Below are 19,055 nucleotides of genomic sequence, written 5' to 3'. Positions count from 1 at the left end.
TCGCGAACCTGGAGGCAAGGCGCCGAGACGCCCTGAACTCTTGGCTTACAGAGAAGCAATTTCTTAAATCGAAACTACTTGATTCTGGCAACCACTATCGGTGGATACTCACGCGACGATTATTTCTTGAGAAGTCGCTCGATGACATCCATCAACGCCTTCTCCACGTTGGGGGCGACGAGCGAGGCTTTCGGGCTGGTTTCGTATCCCCCTTCGGAATAGGCGATTTCGGTCCCGATATAGCCGGGGGCACCGTCGCCATAGGCGGCCATTGCCACGAACAGGTCGGGCCGCAGCTTCTGCGCGGCGAGCTGGTACTCGACGAATAGCTCTCCTGGCAGGTGGAGGATCCGAGCCGTCCCCAGGTGCAAGCAGGCGACGTCGATCCTCTCCCCGGCCTGGCACCGTCGCAGCCAGATCAGCTTTCGCGCCGCGTCCGCCCTCTCGAGGGCCGGCTTCGAGGCGTCGTTCAGGGCGGCTTGGAGTGGCGCTTCCTCGAGGTGCGCCGCGGGGGGGAGGGCGACGGGGATCGACTCCCAGATCACGTCGGCCGCCGTGACCGGTTTCTTCACCGTGGCTGACCATGCCTTCGCCATCCCGGCGGCGACCCGGTCGGCCAGAATCTGCCGGTTCTCGTGTGCACCATCGTTCCACTTGCCCGCACCAATATTTCCACCGGCCCCGTTGAAGTGGACGTGGGGAACTTGCGTGGCCTTCTGCCGCTGGTCCCGAGCCATGCCGGGAAAATCAGGATTGGCGAGCCCGGTCAAGTAATAGCTCTGGGGATGCGTGGCGTAGTAAGTGAGAGCCGCGACCGGCTCGGCACCGTCCCAGAAGCTGATGACCTTGAGTACCGGGTCGATCGTCCCGACGGGCTTCGCCCGAATCGCCGGATCCTTGCATGCCGTATAACGAACATGCTCCACCTTGCCGTCAGGGCCGAGGATCCGGCGGTTCGAGGCCACCATTTCCACCTCGGCCTGCCCCAGCCCCAGGTGACTGATCGTCCGCGCATTGGTCGTTGCGAGCTTGACCGCGGTGGCGGCCCGAGCGATCACGTCACGAACGAAGTCGGCGTCGAAGAACTCACGATTGATCCCCTCTTTGGCGAGCAGCCGGTCGGTCGAGAGATCACAACGTGGGGCATCATGTTGGTGCAAGACATGGACCGCAACCCGCTCCGGAACCGTCCCGGCAGCCGCGGCCAGGCCTTTTCGGAACTCAGCCTGCCCATCGTTGGCGATCGCGAGCCAATCGACAGCGCAGAGCACAATCGGTTGCCCGGCTCCCGTGAGGACGACCCCCCGGCAGCTCAAGCGATCGGTCACCCCTTTGGTCGGATTATAGGCGAGCGGACTGCCGACCTGTGGAGAGGCGTCGACCGCGAAAACGCCCACCTTCAATGGCTCCTCGGCACCGGCTCCGCCGATCATCAGAGCAAGGATCATGACCATCCAACAAGCTGACTTAATCATGTCTCCGCCTCTTGTAAATTCGCAGTCGCTGATTTGGACCAATTACTCTTTGACCTGCTTGACGAGCTTGTGGACGGTCGCCGCGATCCGGTCTTCGATATCACCCGCCCAGCGGAAGGCCGGTCGGCCGTACTCGAAAAGGTTCGACCCGCCCTCGTAGCCCCCTTCCTCCCAGACCCGCCTCGAGGGGATATACGAGATCATGTCATCCGCGTAGCCGCAGACCCAGGTCCCAGGGCCGAACTCACGCTTGAACCGAAGCGCATAATCCACGACGGTCTCCGCTCCCAGCCCGATCACGAGCATCTCGTTGCCGAGCCGCCAGGCGTGCACGGGATACGGATAGGAGGGTGCAAAAGTTTCACCCGCGTTGAGCTTCTCCAGCATCCGAGCAGCCCAGCGGGCGCGAATCGGACTTTGATCCTCACGCGCGGCGATCAGTTCCTTGCGGGTAACGACCTGCAAATAAGGAAGCTCGACATATTCGAACGCCGTTCGAAGCCCCGACGAAATCGGCTTCAAGGGTTGATCCAACGCATTTTCGACCGCTGTGGCCAGCATGTGCCCATAGCGCTCGCAAAGCTCGACGCTTTGCCGCGGTAACGGATTCTGATCGCCGCCGCAGGTGTTGACGAACATGGCTGTCGCCCCCGGATGGTTCTTCTCCAACTCGACCTGCGCGAAGCCCGGGTAATCGCCGCACCAAGTCAGAAAGCTGAGAGTCGTGGGGTGACAGGCATAACCATAAAGCACGGCCAAGAGGCGTCCCTCCGGCCCGGTCACGGTCATCACCGGCACACTGTGATCAACGGGCCCGACGAGCGGTGTCCCGTTCGCGAGCATCTCCGGCACCTTCGGCTCGGGATTGTTGCGTCGATTCACGGCGAAGGTCGCCTTCCCTTCACCAATTCCGAGCTGCGCTGGGGCCAACTTGGTCAGAGACTCACCGACCACCGCGACAACCTTCTCGATCATCGCCGACGTGTATTCGTCGACCAGCTTGACCTGCTCAGCTTCCACTGGATAGTAATCCACCAGGTCATCGCCCAGCCTGGGACCACAGTGGTTGTGAGAAAATGTAAACATCACCTGATTACGATCCAGCCCATGCTTCTGCTTGAGCAGCGCAAATACGCGGTCGCTCATCGTTTTGGGAACGCCCTGGAAATCGCTGGTGATCATGACCGCGCGACGCCCGTTGGCATCCTCAAGTGCAAGCGCCTTCACCCATAGATCGTGCAGTTTACCATCCGGCGGCCGTTTCGAACCATAGCCCGCGAGCCAGACCGATTTTTCGGGGGTAACCACGACCTTCGCCACGCCCGCCTTCCAGGGGGTCGAAAGCTTTGCCCCCGGCTCGGCGGCGAGCACGGATTGCGAGTCTCCCCCGAGCAGAACAACGAACAGAGTACCGGCAGCCAGGATCACCGCTACTCTCGTCGAAGCCGAAAATGAACGCCTGCGAGTCATTGGCCGAGTCATCAGCTCAAATCTCCAAACACGGACGGATCGATTTTTTGGTGGGATCAATTCACCATAAGAACTGATCTTTGTAGGCTGATAAAAACTGAGAAAAAAGGTGACACTTGCCGCCATGAGATGCCATCAACCGAACGCGAGCGAAGGTTGTGCATTCGGCGGAATTGGCAGTGGCTCACCCCCCAGGTGGTCAAGCATGCGGCCGCCTCATCGTGATCGCACCAGGCCACCTGCGAGGACGCTCGCCCAGGTGGTCATGCCCCTTTTTACGAAGTAAAGTCACTGACACCAGGCATGCGTTCTTGATGGGTTGGACATCTCCGCTGAAGCTCGCGTGCGGTTCTGAAGCGGGCGGCAGTCAAATCCAACCGGTTTTTGGTAACACGATTGTTGAATTTCGCTGGCGGCCCTACAATAACTCTCCTTCGGAGCAAACGCAAAGAATCATCTCGGTTTGCTGCAAGTTCCCACGGTTCGGGTTTCCCGCGGCTTCGGCGCTCGCAACCCGCACTTTCGCACGTCTGCAATGGGACTGACCGGAGACTCCGCACGCGGAAATAAAGCGACATCCGCCCTCTCGAAATCGGCATGACCTCTCTCAGAGATCGCGCCCGCGAAATTCACTTCAGACGGGCGACGGAGACATTTCGGAGTTTCTCGTAGATGGGGTGACTCGAATCGAGTATCAATAGCACCATGTAACGTCATTTCGACTGAACTGCAGCCTGCGAATGGGGATGCCAAAGCGCCTCCCCGAACCGATCGCCGACGAGCGGAATTGAATCCACCGCCACAAACCGAAGAGGCACAGAGATGCGTTCCAGTTACACCCGGGATGTCGCGGGTTGCGCGTTGGTCGCCCTGACTTTTCTCGTCGGGTTCAGCCTCACGACTCCGGCCGGTGCCGAGTCTCCATTCGGCCTCTCCAAACGCGTTCCCTGGAACTCGACGCGCCTGGTGGGTTCGCCTGAACCGCCGCTGCCCTATACAGTGGAGAAGACGTTTACGAAGTTGACCTGGAAAAAGCCGATCTACCTCGCCGAGGAACCGGGAACCGACCTCCTCTGGGTGATTCAGGAGGGGATTGCCGCCGAACAGGGCTCGCGCATCGTTCGGATCAAGGATGACCCGGCCACCGAAGCCTCCGAGTTGGTACTGGACATCCCAAAGAATCTGGTCTACTCCGTCTGCTTCCACCCTGACTACATCTCCAACGGCTACGTCTATCTGTTCAGCAATGGTCCGCGGTCGGCCTCGGAACGGATGAATCAGATTACCCGGTACACCGTGGAGCGTCAGTCGCCCCACAAGATCATTCCCAAGTCCGAAGTGCTCATCATCGAGTGGCAGTCCTCCGGCCATGACGGCGGTGACATGACGTTCGGTCTCGACGGGATGTTCTACATCACCACCGGCGACGGGAGCAGCGATTCGGACACCTACGTTTCCGGCCAAACCCTCAACGACCTGCTGGGCAGCGTACTCCGGATCGACGTCAACAAACGCATCGGCAACCAAGCCTATGCCGTTCCGTCAGATAATCCCTTCCTCAAAACGCCGGGCGCTCGACCGGAGATCTGGGCCTACGGATTGCGCAACCCATGGCGGATGGGTTGCGACGCGAAGACCGGACACATCTGGGTCGGAACCAATGGTCAAGACCAATGGGAAACGGCCCATCTGATCGGGCGCGGTGAGAATTACGGCTGGAGCGTCTACGAGGGGAGTCACCCTTTCTATCTCGAAAGGAAACGAGGTCCGACGCCTCATGTGCCCCCCACGATCGAACACTCCCATGCGGAGTTCCGTTCCCTGACCGGCGGCGTCGTCTACTATGGAGACAAACTCCCCGACCTGAACGGTGCCTACATTTATGGCGACTATGCGAGCGGACGGATCTGGGGCATGAAGCACGATGGCCAGCGCGTGCTCTGGCACCGTGAGCTGGCCGATACATCCCTCCTGATCGCGTCATTTCGAGTCGACCACCACGGCGAGCTTCTCATCGTCGACCATGGCGGTGGAATCAATCGGCTCGTTCCCGCCCCCAAAGACGCGGCCCGTACGCCGTTTCCGACACTCCTGAGCCAGACCGGCCTGTTTATATCGACGGCCAATCATACAATCGATCCTGCAGTCATTCCCTACTCCGTGAATGCAACGGGCTGGACTGACGGGGCGCGTGCTGAGCGATTCATGGTGGTCCCGGGCGAGTTGAAAGTCGGCTTCGATCAGGGCCGGGGCTGGGAATTCCCCGATCACACCGCGCTCATGCAATCGCTCACGCTCGAGCGCGAGCCGGGGAACGCGGCCACACGTTTCCGGGTGGAAACCCGAATCATGCTCCGCGAGCAAGGTGAGTGGACGGGGTACTCCTACCGCTGGAACGACCAGCAGACCGATGCGACGCTGGTGAACAGGAACGGTGAGGAAGCCGATTTCGCGATGGCAGGCCCGGGCCCTCAACAGCCGGGCGCCCGGCTCAAATGGCGGTTTCCCAGTCGCTCAGAGTGTATGGCGTGCCACAGTCGAGCGGCCGGGTTTGTTCTCGGCGTGACCGGATCTCAGTTGAATCGAGAGCACGATTACAACGGCGTTCGCGACAATCAACTCCGAACGCTTGAGCATATCGGCCTCTTCACCAAGGCATTGCCAAAAGCGCCGAAGGATCTTGATACGCTCATTGACCCGCAGGATTCGAGTCAGGACCTCGAACGGCGTGCACGGACCTATTTGCAGGTCAATTGCTCGGTCTGTCATATCGAGGCCGGTGGCGGCAACGCGAAGATGGTGCTGACGCTGGCGGCGCCTCGGGAAAAAATGGGACTGTTGGACGCGCGGCCGCAGCACGATACGTTCGGCATCAGCAACGCCATGCTGGTCGCCCCCGGCGATCCCGAACGTTCGGCGCTCGTGCGTCGCCTCTCGGTGCGGGGGCGGGGCCAAATGCCCCCACTGGTGACGAACCGTGTGGACGATCAGGCGGTCACCTTGTTGCGCGACTGGATCGCCCAACTCAAACCCCAGCAAACCTTCGTGAAGGCCTGGGAAATGTCCGACCTCCTGCCCGAACTTGACCAGTTGAAGTCAGGTCGATCGCTGGAGACGGGGCGAAAGGTCTTCCGCGAGACGGGTTGCATCGAGTGCCATCGTTTCGAGGGAGACGGAGGGAGTGTCGGCCCCGACCTGACGGGCATCGGCCACCGCTTGAACAGCCAAGACCTGCTCGAGTCCATTCTTTTGCCGTCGAAAGTGATCGCCGATGAATATGCGGGGGTGCTGATTGAAACCGCCGACGGGGCGGTCGTCACGGGTCGGGTCGAACGCGAAGATGATCAGGTCGTGGTGTTGCGCCCGCCCGGATCCGGCGACCTGCTCTCGGTCGAAAAGGCGAACATCCTTCAAAGGCGCCGGTCGGAACTGTCGAACATGCCCCTCGGGATCGTGAACGTGCTCCGAAAAGAACAGGTGCTCGACCTGCTCGGGTATCTCCAGAGCGAACAGGAACCCAAGAAATCGGGGACCCAGTGAGTCGCGAAGCCAACTGAGAGGCCGCCCGCCACAAGACCGCACATCGACTTGACATGGTTTCTGAACGGATCGGCCACGATCCACTGGCCCTTTCCCCAAGATCGGGCCAGTGGTAACCTTCGCGTGGGCCCGATCCCTAAATCAAGAATCAATCGTGACTAACGGCTTTGACTCACGAGGATTCTCGCACACCGATTGCTCCAGGTTATCTCCATGAAACAAGTTGCCACCTCAATTCCAGCAGCCCGGCTGGTCGTTGCACTCCTGAGCGGTTTGCTCGCTACCCCGGTATCGGCGGAGGAAATCCGACACTCCATTTTTATCGCCGGGCCCTCGTTTACCGGGATCATCGACGAAGCGGGCAAGGAAATCTGGGATGCCGGTCGGCCAGGTGCGCGCGATGGCTATCAACTTCCCAACGGCAATCTGCTGATTGCCTGGGACAGTGAAGTGAAGGAAATTACACCCGAACATCAAGTCGTTTTCCAATACGTCAGATCGCCGGAGAATCGCGAAATCGGCTCCGTGGAGCGACTCGACGACGGGCTCACGCTCATCTCAGAGCTTGGTGCCAGACCCCAACTGCTGGAAGTCGATCGGACCGGCAAGATGATCCACCGGATTCCGCTCCAGCCAGAGACCGACAATGCGCACATGCAGACCCGAATGGCGCGCAAACTTGCCGGCGGGCACTACTTGGTGCCGCACTTGCTCGCGTTCCAAGTGAAAGAGTACTCGCCTCAGGGCCAGGTGGTCGGTGCAATCGCCACCGACCTGCCTGAACTCGGTGGTCGGACTGCGGAAAACTGGCCATTTACCGCAATCCGCCTGGCGAACGGCAACACCTTGGTCACCTTGACTCATGGTAGCAAAGTGGTCGAGTTCGACCCCAAGGGCAAGGTCGCCTGGAAGGTCTCCAACGATGACCTCGCGAACAAACCGTTCGCCGATCCCTGCGGCTGCCAGCGTTTACCCAACGGGAACACCGTCGTCGCCAGCTACGGCGCGAGTCGGGGGATCAAGCTTTTCGAACTCACGCCCGCGAAGCAACTCGTCTGGGAGTCTAACGGCAAGCATCGAGTTCACCACTTCCAGGTGCTCACCACCAACGGCAAACCGCTGTTGGGAAAACCCCTGAAGTAAGGGTTGAGAACGCAAGCACAGCTCGTACGCTGACGTGAGATCGAGAGTTCTCCAGCCTACCCGGCGCATAAGGCCAGGTCAGAGTGCACCGAGTGGAAGAGCAGGAGGGGTCTGAAGTGGAATTCGGGGTAGAGACCACCCGATTAATGGGGCGTGGAGGTGGGAGTGATCGAATAGTTCCAGCCGCCGTGCAGGCCCTCCGCCGACAACAGGAGGTTTTCGATCTCCTGATACGTCAACTCGGTCCCACGCGACAATGCTTCCGGGGCGGGCGCGAACTTTTCCCCGATCTCGGAGCCGGCCGGTGGCGCGGCAATAAGGCTGACGACAACGTCGCGGCTGACGGCCGGTTTATCACGTAAATGCGGGCTGATGGTGGCGACGAGTCGGTGCTCGATGTGGCTCCACCGGGTCGTCGCCGGGGGAAAGTGGTGGACCGAGATCGCCAGTTGGGTCTCATCCGCAAATTTTTGAAGTCCCGAGCGCCAGAGGCGCGAAGTCAATTCGTCGCCCCCGTCGATATCCGCCACAACCAGCAATTTTTGGGCCTGCGGATTGATCTCGCTCCCCATCGATTGCCACCAGCGATGAATGACCTCGACGGCGAACTCGGCCATGTCGCGATCCACCACCACGCCGCTCCGGCTTTTCCCATGCATGCCGGCGTGTTCGTCGCCTACGTCGACATCGCAGACCCCCGCGACCGAAATCGCACGAGGGGAGACCTGGGACAAACCGTGGTTATGGTCCTGAGCCGCTGGTTTCCCCCTGGCTTTCGACGGATCCACGATCTCCTTCGTGATTGCCTCGACCGTGATGACAGGCTGCCCGGTTCGGAGCGCTTCACTGACCTTATAATTGATGTACTCGAACTGGGCATCTCGACTCCTCTGGCCTGGTCCCTCCACGCGTCTCCGCTTGGATTGAAGGCTATAGCCTGCGCGGTGGAGTAATTCCGCAACCATCCGATGGCTTGTCGCGTGCCCCATGCGAATCAACTCTGCGGCTAAAGTTCGCACACTGGAGCAGGTCCACCTCAGGGGCGACCCCAGATCACCTTTCGACACAGGGTTAATCAAATGTTCAAGATCATACTCTAGAGTCGAATCGTCAACGACTCTCCGCCTACGTCCTCCCCCTGGCCGCCGAATTCTCCCGCGTGCGGAACTGTCACGAGAGCGCAGTTCCGCGAGTCCGGCGGCGATCGCGCGACGAGAGACTCCCGTGACACGGGAGACGATCGTGATGCCGCCGCGTCCCAAGACCCCAGCTTCAGCCGCGCTGATGAGTCGGCGGGTCCGCTCATTGAGCAGCGGTGACAGTAAATCGAACCTGGCCTTGATTGCGGATTCTACGTCAATCATTGTCGGCACCATCAGATCGCCACTCACGCGGCGGATCGAATGAGAGAAATAATAAGAAACCGCGAACGCGCTATCTCAACCCATTCCTCACCTTACATCTCCATGCTTGCCTACGTTACCCCTGAATCCTGATTCTATAAAAACCCTGATTTAGTGCACAATCAATCCACCCATTCGCAATTCTTTAATCACTAAAGACCCGACGAGGACGCCTGATCTGCAAATCGGCGCGGGTCCAATCCTTCGCCTCATCGCGAAGTAATTCACGGAAGCTTCGAGAGCGAGCGAAGCCAATGTGCAACGCTCACGTTGGTGATCCAAATGCTCAAGTTGGCGAGTGCGATCCTGACGACCAAGAGCGTCCCCCCCCGCTTGGAACGGTACGCGTCGGCCCAGCGGATTGAGATGAAGGCGAATTTCCGTCAGGAAGGGTTCGTCGAAACGTAGGCACCCAAAGAATCGAAGCTTGATGGGCATCGAACCCGAGCCCAAGCACTCGCTGGCACCTATCTCTGCGACTGGTTAGATGCGGTGGATTCTGGCGGCGAGACGAGTGATGTCGAGCTGAACACGAATGGATTTAATAGTTTACGAGCGGCAAATCACCAAGAGCAATGGCTTGTATTTTATCCCAAATCTCATGTCTTGCTTTGCATCCACTACTTTTTATGCCTTCGTCGCATTGGCATCATTTAGCCATCGAAAGAATTTTTTAACGCATCCTTTTTCGTCTCGAGTGCTGGAAGCGAGGCGTTGGGCGAGTACGAGATGAAAATCACCGCTTGGATCTGGCGGGTTGGGCGTCGCTCTCCGGCCGTTGGCGGACTTGGCAGGGTTGAGCGATTCCGCTTCATCCCGCGTCTCAGGCAGTGGCGGGGAACCGACGACCGACACGGCGGCAGGCGCGGGGAGCGGGAGGCGAGAGAGTGCCCCGAGTTGATGGGGCTCGGAGGAGGGAGAAAGGTGGTCCCGTGCGTCACGGAGGGCCGATTGCTCTTCGACCAGGCAGCCCAGCCGATGCAACTCGGCTTTGACCACTGCCATCTGCTCCTGGTGCATCTGGTAGAACATCCCGAGAACTTGCCGAAATTGCTCGTTCGTTTCCAATTGCTGTTGACCAATCTCGCGTAACAATTCCACAACGAGCGATTCCTGCCCAGGGATTGATCCCAAGATTGGATCGGGCTGGCGGCAGTTGGTATCGAGGGATGAAGTCAATCCGTCACCGATGGGTTGGCCAAATCCTTGTTGTCCTGGCGGCAATGAACTGAACAAAATCTGGGTTGCGGAACGGCCTTGATGGAGTCGCAAACGGTTGGGACCGATTCCGAGTTCATCGCCATCGGCAAGTTTCACACAACGGACATTGATTCCGTTCACGAACGTCCCGCTTGAACTGCGCATGTCGACGACCCAGATTCCCGCCCGGGTGCTGACTAAACTCGCGTGGATCGCCGCGCACTGAGAACTCGGCAACAGCACCTTGCATGAAGGAGAACGACCCATCAGCATGATCGCCCTGTTCACCCTCCAGACCGTCGAGCCCTCCAAAGGATCAAGGAGTTCGAGGACCGCGTCCTTGGCGCGAGGAAGTCCAAACGAGCGGGATATCGGGAGATTCTCGGCCACCACCTCGCATTCGCCTTCGCCGGCATCACGGCGGCCCCAAGGTCGAAGGTGATTCATCCCGATCCGGACGGCAGCCCCTGGCTCAATCCATCCCCAGGGTTGCCGACCGCCTGCCCAATGAATGCCGGTCCTGCTCTGAAGGTCGATACAAAAGACATGGCCCTCGACAACCTGAAGGTAGGCGTGGCTACGACTCACATCCGGCTGGTCAATCGTGACGTCCGCCGTCTCTCTGCGGCCAACCACCACGAAGGGTTGACGAAGCTCTCGGTGAAGACTGGCGGGAGCGCCTTCGAACGTTTCGAGGCCCAACCCAAACGGGCCATTCCAGCCGCACTCGTCCAGAAATTGATCAGAAGCCGCTTCACTCATATCAGAATCGCCCGAATCACGTCGTCCTTGACTCACCGAAAGCCGGGTGGTGAATCTCAACGGGTCGGCTCGGAGACTTGCTCCGCCGAACCGGATCGACGTCTGCCTGAAATCGGCGCCGGTTGATTACATTGACGACCAAGCAAACCAACCGGTCAAATTCACGGAAAATCGTCGAGCACTCACCCCATGACAAGATTTAGCGCATCGCTACGTTTTCGGTACTTCTACATGCCGTAATTTTATCGCTTCCCAGAACTCATGACCACAATCTTTTCGCCTGCTGCGATCACTCATCCTTGGATGTTTTGCGTCGCTTTACATTGAACCCGGAATTATGTTGGAACGACCCGAAAGCGGTTTCTCCGTTGCCGACACCCCGGATTTTCCTCGATATCCCTGAATTCTCTCGACCACGAGATCATGAACCGCAATTTGAAGCGCCAGTAAGGCCGGATCGTCCGGCGTGAAGGTCAACAGCAAAGCAAGCTGATCTGGGCTAAGGTCATAATCGCGATTCAACAGATAAATCGTTAATGCCAACTCTGCTCGGAGCGCTTCGGATTGGTCCTCGGCATTTATCGCGGCGGCAAGCAGAGCGTCGAGTTCGGGATCCTGCCGTGATTGATCCCCGACAGTGAGAGTCCAGGTCTCACCGTCGGCCAATCGGACGTGAATTCTTTCCATACAATCCCCTTTACCCGTCTAATCCTCAAAGGCCATGCATGTATCCTACCCACTTAGAAGATGAAGGTAAACCGTTTATCGGCACGGCCAATCACCCTCAGTGGCTTCGTGGTGCGATCATGCAACTCCGACGGACAACTCAACTGAGCTAGACAACAAGGTTCAACTTTGTCTGTCACCTGAGAGATCCTCCGCCGCACTTCTCCCAGCCGACTTGAATCAGCCAAGACAATCGCCGAGCCAATCACCCGGCATGCCATTACTCTTCACTGCAAATCACATACCAAAGATAATTTCAAATCGTGTTTTCACGCACTAATTACGAGCACCGCCCCCGTGTGCAGTTTGGATGGAAGCGAGTTCGCCACTTGCCTTGTCCGTGCTTCAAAACCAAGGAGAACCGCAACACTCCCATACGACAAGCCAGAGGCTTTTCGTGGAAATCATCGAACAACCGATCATTAGTAAGCGTGACGTCGAATGGCGTGTGGAGATTCGTGCGATAGAGAAGCGGCATGCAACGTGCGATGACTACCGAATTCCACGCGGACAAGCCAATTTGAGCTCGAAGCGCCTCTCAGCTCGATCCCAACATCAGTGAATCCGGCATTTATTTTGTAACGGCATTTCATTTTTCCTGCAATAGGGTCGCGATAACAAACCATCGAATACTGGGCCTTCTGTTCAATTACTATCTGTTTATCACGAATATGATTTTCCAGTAAATCTGCATAAGATTCTCCAGCTTTTGAACCGTGAGTCGCGTTGTGGCCTCACCGCCAAAGCCTTATGTGCCAGCGATTTCGCGGCAACCGAGGCCACCAGCGACCTCGGATCGCGGGTACGGAGCTCACCGAATCCTTGTCTCCTCGCTTTTCTTTTCGGAGCTACTGGGGCGGCTTGCAACCGGGGATGAGCGTCATCCGGGCTTCGGCCGTTGCGGGAATCGGCAACGCATTATTGAGGCTTTCTGGGTGGCCTGGTTGCCCAGGCCACCCGTTTTGGATTCGCGAATGTGCAACGTGATCAAAAATCGCTCCATCGCGGCAGCCGTCCGTCGCTTCTCCCCAGGGTCCTCACGATGTACTCGACGTTCCTGATTTGAGCAGCTTGCCACCGAAGGCGCCCTGGTTGGAATCCGAACGACGATGCCTACGACACGGCGGCCGTTGTAAAGGTCCAGGAGAGGCCCTCCATCACGTTGTCCTCGAGGTCCTTCGCCCCACTGACGTTCACGAGATAAGTGGCCTGGGACACTAGTGGAGCCAATGGAATCAGGATTGCCGTTCTTGTGGTGTTGTCATAACTGACCGATCCCGAGACAACTCCCGCAGGGCCGGTCAGCGTCATCACAACAGTTCCGGCCTGGAGCGGTTCGCTGAAGGTCGCCGAAACGGCCGAGGTGATGGCGATGTCGGCCGCGTTCTCATCCGGGGTCTGCGCGATGATGGTGGGGGGCGTCGAGTCGGTGAACTCGGTGGCGAGAGAACCGCTGGAGAAGATGGGGTCAACCCAGTAATTGCTACCGAGGTACGTCTCGGTGGGGAACCCGCCGCCGCTTCCGTACTTATAGACTCCGTTGCCACCGCTTACCGCGCTGGACGGAGCGTGGAGGTTCCCATTGTTGACCCCATTGGTCGTAAAGTAACCATTGTCAACGGCATACCCCCCCACTGGTGCGTAGTACGAAACCACATAAGTCGTATTGGCGGTGATCGCGACCGGTGTAGTGAAGAAGGCTTGCTGCCAGCCGGTGGCGGTTTCCCCGATGAAGTTGGCGGAGGCGAGCAAGGTTCCCGTGGCGCTCCAGAGGTGCGCAACGTGAACGCCAGAATTGGTCGGTCCTTTGTAGAACCGAACGCCGGTGATGAATCCGGCGGTGTCGCTGGTAAACTTCACGCCGACCTCTACGGCGTTCGTGTCGCTTTCAGACGTCACAGTGGGAACCACCGAGTTGTTCCAGAGCGAACGTGTCGTGGAAGCGGCAGCCGTTGAGAAGTTCCAGGAGAGGCTCGCCATGGCGTTGTTCGCGAGATCCCTCGCGCCACTGACCGTGACGGTGTAGGTGGTCAGAGCGTTGAGTGAAGCCGAGGGAGTGAACCTGACCGTGTTTGTGGCGTTGTCATAGGTGACCGAACCCGCGACAGCTCCCCCAGGACCCGTCAGCGAGATCATGGCGGTTCCGGCCAGGAGCGTTTCGTTGAAGGTCGCCGATATCACGATGACGCTGGAAACGTCGGTCGCATTCGCGACCGGGGTCCGCGTGGTGACAGTGGGAGGCGTCGTGTCAAGGGCGGTGCCGGTGAAGATCGGATCGACCCAGTAATTGCTACCGAGGTACGTCTCGGTGGGGAACCCGCCGCCGCTTCCGTACTTATAGACTCCGTTGCCACCGCTTACCGCGCTGGACGGAGCGTGGAGGTTCCCATTGTCGTACCCCTTGGTGGTGAAGTAACCGTTATCGACGGCATAGCCACCCACCGGTGCGTAGTACGAAACCACATAAGTCGTATTAGCGGTGATCGCGACCGGTGTAGTGAAGAAGGCTTGCTGCCAGCCGGTGGCGGTTTCCCCGATGAAGTTGGCGGAGGCGAGCAAGGTTCCCGTGGCGCTCCAGAGGTGCGCAACGTGAACGCCAGAATTGGTCGGTCCTTTGTAGAACCGAACGCCGGTGATGGTTCCGACGGTGTCGCTGGTAAACTTCACGCCGACTTCAACGGCGCTCGTGTCGCTATCGGACGCCACGATGGGAACTACCGAGTTGTTCCAGAGCGAGCGTGTGGTGGAAGCGGCAGCCGTTGAGAAGTTCCAGGAGAGGCTCGCCATGGCGTTGTTCGCGAGATCCCTCGCGCCACTGACCGTGACGGTGTAGGTGGTCAGAGCGTTGAGTGAAGCCGAGGGAGTGAACCTGACCGTGTTTGTGGCGTTGTCATAGGTGACCGAACCCGCGACAGCTCCCCCAGGACCCGTCAGCGAGATCATGGCGGTTCCGGCCAGGAGCGTTTCGTTGAAGGTCGCCGATATCACGATGGCGCTGGATACGTCGGTCGCGTTCGCGACCGGGGTGCGCGTGGTGACGGTAGGAGGTGTGGAGTCAACGGGTGGGGAGGCAGCAGTGGAGAAGATCGGATCGACCCAGTAATTGCTCCCATTATAGGTTGCGTTGGGGAATCCGCCGCTACTTCCGTACTTATAAACTCCGTTGCCACCGCTTGTCGCGCTGGACGGAGCATGGAGATTCCGATTATCAAATCCTTTATTGGTGAAATAACCACTATTGAGGGCATAGCCACCCACAGGGGCGAAGTACGAAATGACATAGGTCGTATTGGCGGCGATCGCGACCGGGGTGGCGAAAAGGACTTGCTGCCAGCCGGTGGGGGTCTCCCCGATGAAGGGGGCGGTCGCAAGTAGGGTCCCCGTCGCGCTCCAGAGGTGGGCGACGTGCGCGCCGGTGTTGGAGGGTCCCTTGTAGAAGCGAGCGCCAGTAATGAATCCGCTCGTGTCGCTGGTGAACTTCAGGCCAACTTCAACGGCACTCCTGTCGGTTTCGGACGCGACGTCGGGAGTCGGCTCCCCCTCCCAGAGTGACGTGCCGTTGATGACACTCGCGGTCGTAAAAGTCCAAGAGAAGGGACTCAGGATATTGCCGGCAAGGTCGGTCACTCCGTTGACGCTGGCCGTGTAGGTCGTCGACGGATCCAATTCCGCAAAATTCACGAATCTCGCTGTATTTGTGCTGAAATCATACTGGACGATCCCAGGGCTCGCACCATCGGGCCCGGTGAGCGATATCCGGAGCGTATCGGGCCGGATTGGTTCATTAAATGTGACCCTCACCCCGGAGTTGGTGGCGACGTTCGTGGCGCCTGGTACAGGCGACTGGCTAGTTATGGTGGGGGCAGCCAGGTCAACTGTCAGCGTGAAGGGTGCCGAAGTCGTCTGGTTACCGCGAGCGTCTGTCGCAACGGCCGTGATGGTGTAGGTGCCCGCTGAGAGTGATGCGTTCAGTCGGTACGGGGCCGTGGAGTCCATCGCCCCGAGATTGGCGCCGTTGGCTTTGAACTGCACACCGGTGATACCGATATTATCGCTGGCGAATGCTCCGAGTACGAACTGGCCGCCGACCGTGGAGTTGGTGTAAGGAGTCGTAAGGCGGACCGTCGGAGCGGTGAGGTCTGCTGGGTTGTTCACCGTGACCGTGACCCCGCTGGAGGTCGTGAAGTTCCCGGCCATGTCACGTGCCCGCGAGGAAAGAACATAGCTGCCATTGGCAACTTTCGTGGTATTCCAGGCCAATGAGAACGGAGCGGCGATATCTTCCACGCCAACGGGGGTCCCATTGATCAGGAACTGGACTCCGGCGATGCCCGTGTTGTCCGACACGTTCGCCACGATCGTGTTCGTTCCGACGAGCGTCGCCGAGGCGGCCGGCGAAGAGATCGAGGCGGTCGGCGCCGTACTATCCATCACGCCACCAACCGGCGTGCTCATATCGGTTTGAACTTCCGCCAAGCTTAGGGCACGGTTATAGACACGAACATCATCGATGAGCCCGTTGAAAAACTCGTTAGAGAAAACGGAGTCTCCTCCGATCCGAAGCGCGCCGGTCGACGACAAAATTCCGGCGGTCGGGTTGGCCTGACTCATCAAGGCTCCGTTGACGTAGAGGCGAAGCGTGGTCCCATCGTAAGTGGCAGCCACGTGGTTCCAGGTGTTCGCCACCAGCGACTGGTACGACGGCGCAGCGGTACTCGTGGCGCTGTTCGCATTGAGGAAGGCAACCGGCATGACAGGGTCGGAAGCATACAAGGCATAAGGCGCGGTTCCGTTGCCTTCTTTCACCAGAATCGGATTGGAAGAATTGGTGTTGGAGGGCCGCACCCAGGCTTCCAGCGTCATCCCACTACTCAGGTTCAGGGAGGAGGAGTTGGCGATAGTGACCCAACTGTTCGTGCCGTTGAACGAGAGCGCGGAGCCGGCATGGCCGCTTGTGGACCAGGTCGCGTTCGAGATGGACCCATTGTTTCCAAAGCCCGAGATGTCGGTCACGGTCGTTCCACTTCCCGCGTTGAAGTTGAAGGACGCGACCAGTCCGGTCGAAGGCGTGGCCAGGAGCGAGACGTTTACCGAGAGGCTAGCCGAAGGAGCCCCGATATTCGCGCTATCATCCGTGGCACGGCTCTGAATGAGGATCAGGCCGCTGATCGTCGGCGTCCAGGAATAGGTCCAGTTCTCACGTCCCAGAGCACGCCGCCATGTTTTGCCGCCATCCACCGAGACCTCGATGCCCCCCACTCGACCGCCGCCCGTATCGGAGGCAGTCCCCGTAATCGTGATCGGCACGCCAACCTGGAGGTTGGTCCCGGCCGAGGGTGAAGTGATCACCGATGTCGGGCCAATGGCATCGGTCGTCATCGTGGCGTAGACCAGGCCAGACTGAATCGTGCCGGGCTGAACGCCCATATCGGCGAACAAGTTCAAAGTGGCCTGGCGCATGCTCTGATCGGGCGTTGTCGGACCGCCATCATGGGTCCCGTCCAGGCCCCATGACCATTGAACGGTTCCCGCGCCGAAGACGAGCGCTCCGCTGCTGGCACGATAAAGTGTCAGGGAATGAGTCGCCGTCCCCGGTCTAACAACACAACCACAGGAAGCGCAGACGCCTCCAGGATTCGCACCAGAGCCACCGAATGGGCAATTCACATAACTGTCATCGAGGAGTTGCGGAACGTCTTGGGTGGTCGACGACATGCGAATTAAGCCGTCGGGACGGAATTCATTGTCACGATCTTCATCCCATTCGTAGCCGAGTACCTTGTCCCCCAGAGTTGCGGTCTGGCCAGGCGCCAGGGCAGCCACAGCGGTATTCCGCCAAAACCGTAACTTACCGTCAGCTTCGGGAACCGTAAAGGACGTCCCCGTCTCCATGGCAGGACCACGGTTGACCACCCAGATTTGTCCTGTTAGCGAATTCTCCGAGAGCCCGCCGTCCCCGACCGTCCGATAGCGCGGATCGCGCCAGGTGCCCGTCCAGACGTTCGGCAAGGGATCGATCTTGGCGGCCGCAATGGTCTCCTTGTAGCAAACCAAGGTGCGATAGGGGGTATGAGAGGCGTCAATACTCGGTTCCCATCGCGTCTTCCAGTAGACCTCGTTGGCGCTGAAGAATGCGAGATTCACGCCGGCATCCCGGGCGGCCTCAACGTTGGCTCGCTGCCCTCCGGACCAATACTCGTCGTGACCCACCGACAGGAAACCTTGGTGTTCGAGAATCTCCGCGCCGTAACGATCGCTGTCCATGCCGGTGAAGTAACTCACGTTGTACCCATTGGCTTCTAACCAGCGAACCATGGGGTACTCTTCGCCAAAAACGAAATCTCGCCCGCCGTAGGTGCTCGTCCGGGTCATAAACGGCCGGTTATAGCTAATCTTATAGGCGCGGCTCGGATTCGCTCCGAGTGGGCCGGTGTAAAAGCTCGCTCCGCCCCAGTCGTTGTAGGCTTGCCAGGTCGTGTCCGAGGTCTGGAACAAGAGGTCAGAGTGCCCATCGTCGTCTCGTACGACAAAGTAGATGAAGCTCGCACCTCCAGTATCCTCACGCTTCAATCTGGCAAGGTAAATCCCGGACGTGGCAGTGGAAGGCACCGCCCACGAAGCGGTGACCGACCAATTGCCCGCGTCAATGAGCCCCGTCGAAGAGTCGGTGAGTGGAGCCGGTTGAGCAACTCGCAACGTTTGGGACGAAGGAATCGTCGCCACCTTGCGGGCACCGTTCCCCTGGTAGTAGCCCATTCTGTAAATATCAATGAGATAAGGGGCAATGGCGGAATCGTTAATCTTGAACGAGACTGTCTGGCCCTGGTCGACACTGATGTCGGTCGCAAACCCTTGAATTGAGGTGTCACCCGAGCCAAGAATGTCCCATTCGCTTTGGGGAGTTCCTGGCAGTTGATTCTCAGCGATGATGGGATTGACGGCAAAGAGAATCTTCTCCTCGAGCGGCTCCAGGCTTGGACGAGCCATAAATCGTCGCAAATCGCCAGCCAGCCGAAGGCGTCGGTTGCGTTTGAACATCAAGTTGTCCTTTACCAGGTAGGCTGAGATGAGGATAATCGCGAGTTGGCGTTAGCGCGGGTAGCGAAGGTCGACTACGCGGCCTTCACCACGAAGCTCGAATGGGGGCAGGTTGCCCGCGGTTCCAGGAAACGCAACCAATGCGGAAACCGTTCCCGCTGTCTTCTCAGGCAGACCAAGAACGGTTCGCGGCGCTCGCCCAGTCATCGGGTCAATAACGGTCCTTCGGGCTCGCCAATGAAAACTCGTCTCAATTTCCAGACTTGACTGGTTCGAGAGGTTCGGGGAGCGAATGCCG

At 58.9% G+C, this 19,055-nt stretch carries 9 protein-coding genes and 1 pseudogene; 4 read left to right on the top strand and 6 right to left on the bottom strand.

What is annotated here, in order from left to right:
• Positions 1 to 119 precede the first annotated feature (119 nt).
• On the bottom strand, positions 120 to 1,475 hold the full coding sequence (locus V5E97_RS33765; RefSeq protein ID WP_406695933.1) for a hypothetical protein: 1,356 nt from the start codon (positions 1,473 to 1,475) through the stop codon (positions 120 to 122).
• Between the two features lie 42 nt (positions 1,476 to 1,517).
• Complete coding sequence (locus V5E97_RS33760; RefSeq protein WP_406695932.1) at positions 1,518 to 2,903, bottom strand: neutral/alkaline non-lysosomal ceramidase N-terminal domain-containing protein; 1,386 nt, start codon at positions 2,901 to 2,903, stop codon at positions 1,518 to 1,520.
• Positions 2,904 to 3,767: 864 nt separating this feature from the next.
• Between V5E97_RS33760 and V5E97_RS33755 the strand changes: the two genes are divergently transcribed.
• Positions 3,768 to 6,485 (top strand): PQQ-dependent sugar dehydrogenase, encoded by a 2,718-nt coding sequence (locus tag V5E97_RS33755; RefSeq protein ID WP_406695931.1) that lies wholly within the window; start codon positions 3,768 to 3,770, stop codon positions 6,483 to 6,485.
• A gap of 213 nt (positions 6,486 to 6,698) precedes the next feature.
• Positions 6,699 to 7,628: an NHL repeat-containing protein gene (locus tag V5E97_RS33750; protein WP_406695930.1), complete on the top strand. Its 930-nt coding sequence runs from the start codon at positions 6,699 to 6,701 to the stop codon at positions 7,626 to 7,628.
• A 143-nt stretch (positions 7,629 to 7,771) separates the two neighbouring features.
• Here the strand turns inward: V5E97_RS33750 and V5E97_RS33745 are convergent, their stop codons facing one another.
• A complete protein-coding gene (locus tag V5E97_RS33745) occupies positions 7,772 to 8,992 on the bottom strand; it encodes an ISAzo13 family transposase (RefSeq protein ID WP_406695929.1) in 1,221 nt (406 codons plus the stop codon).
• A 321-nt stretch (positions 8,993 to 9,313) separates the two neighbouring features.
• Between V5E97_RS33745 and V5E97_RS33740 the strand changes: the two genes are divergently transcribed.
• Entirely contained in the window at positions 9,314 to 9,439 is a 126-nt protein-coding gene (locus V5E97_RS33740) for a hypothetical protein (RefSeq protein WP_406695928.1), read from the top strand.
• Positions 9,440 to 9,760: 321 nt separating this feature from the next.
• Complete coding sequence (locus V5E97_RS33735; RefSeq protein ID WP_406701306.1) at positions 9,761 to 10,123, top strand: hypothetical protein; 363 nt, start codon at positions 9,761 to 9,763, stop codon at positions 10,121 to 10,123.
• Positions 10,124 to 10,372: 249 nt separating this feature from the next.
• Here V5E97_RS33735 and V5E97_RS33730 read toward each other — a convergent pair.
• The 3 genes and pseudogenes from V5E97_RS33730 to V5E97_RS33720 all read right to left on the bottom strand — a co-directional run.
• Positions 10,373 to 10,993 (bottom strand): annotated as a pseudogene (locus V5E97_RS33730) (FHA domain-containing protein); the annotation flags it as partial.
• Positions 10,994 to 11,311: 318 nt separating this feature from the next.
• Complete coding sequence (locus tag V5E97_RS33725) at positions 11,312 to 11,659, bottom strand: hypothetical protein (protein WP_406695927.1); 348 nt, start codon at positions 11,657 to 11,659, stop codon at positions 11,312 to 11,314.
• Positions 11,660 to 12,832: 1,173 nt separating this feature from the next.
• Positions 12,833 to 18,706, bottom strand: a complete 5,874-nt coding sequence (locus V5E97_RS33720; RefSeq protein WP_406695926.1) for a DUF4082 domain-containing protein — start codon at positions 18,704 to 18,706, stop codon at positions 12,833 to 12,835.
• Positions 18,707 to 19,055 lie beyond the last annotated feature (349 nt).

This window comes from Singulisphaera photorubra (genome assembly GCF_045290345.1).
Taxonomy (GTDB): Bacteria; Planctomycetota; Planctomycetia; order Isosphaerales; family Isosphaeraceae; genus Singulisphaera.
This window is presented reverse-complemented; position numbering and strand designations above follow the sequence as displayed.

Excerpts from the sequence above, each read along its gene's own strand:
- V5E97_RS33750 (WP_406695930.1), top strand. The coding sequence starts at position 6,699 with ATGAAACAAGTTGCCACCTCAATTCCAGCAGCCCGGCTGGTCGTTGCA.
- V5E97_RS33765 (WP_406695933.1), bottom strand. The coding sequence starts at position 1,475 with ATGATTAAGTCAGCTTGTTGGATGGTCATGATCCTTGCTCTGATGATC.
- V5E97_RS33745 (WP_406695929.1), bottom strand. The coding sequence starts at position 8,992 with ATGATTGACGTAGAATCCGCAATCAAGGCCAGGTTCGATTTACTGTCA.
- V5E97_RS33740 (WP_406695928.1), top strand. The coding sequence starts at position 9,314 with ATGCTCAAGTTGGCGAGTGCGATCCTGACGACCAAGAGCGTCCCCCCC.
- V5E97_RS33720 (WP_406695926.1), bottom strand. The coding sequence starts at position 18,706 with ATGGCTCGTCCAAGCCTGGAGCCGCTCGAGGAGAAGATTCTCTTTGCC.
- V5E97_RS33755 (WP_406695931.1), top strand. The coding sequence starts at position 3,768 with ATGCGTTCCAGTTACACCCGGGATGTCGCGGGTTGCGCGTTGGTCGCC.
- V5E97_RS33735 (WP_406701306.1), top strand. The coding sequence starts at position 9,761 with ATGAAAATCACCGCTTGGATCTGGCGGGTTGGGCGTCGCTCTCCGGCC.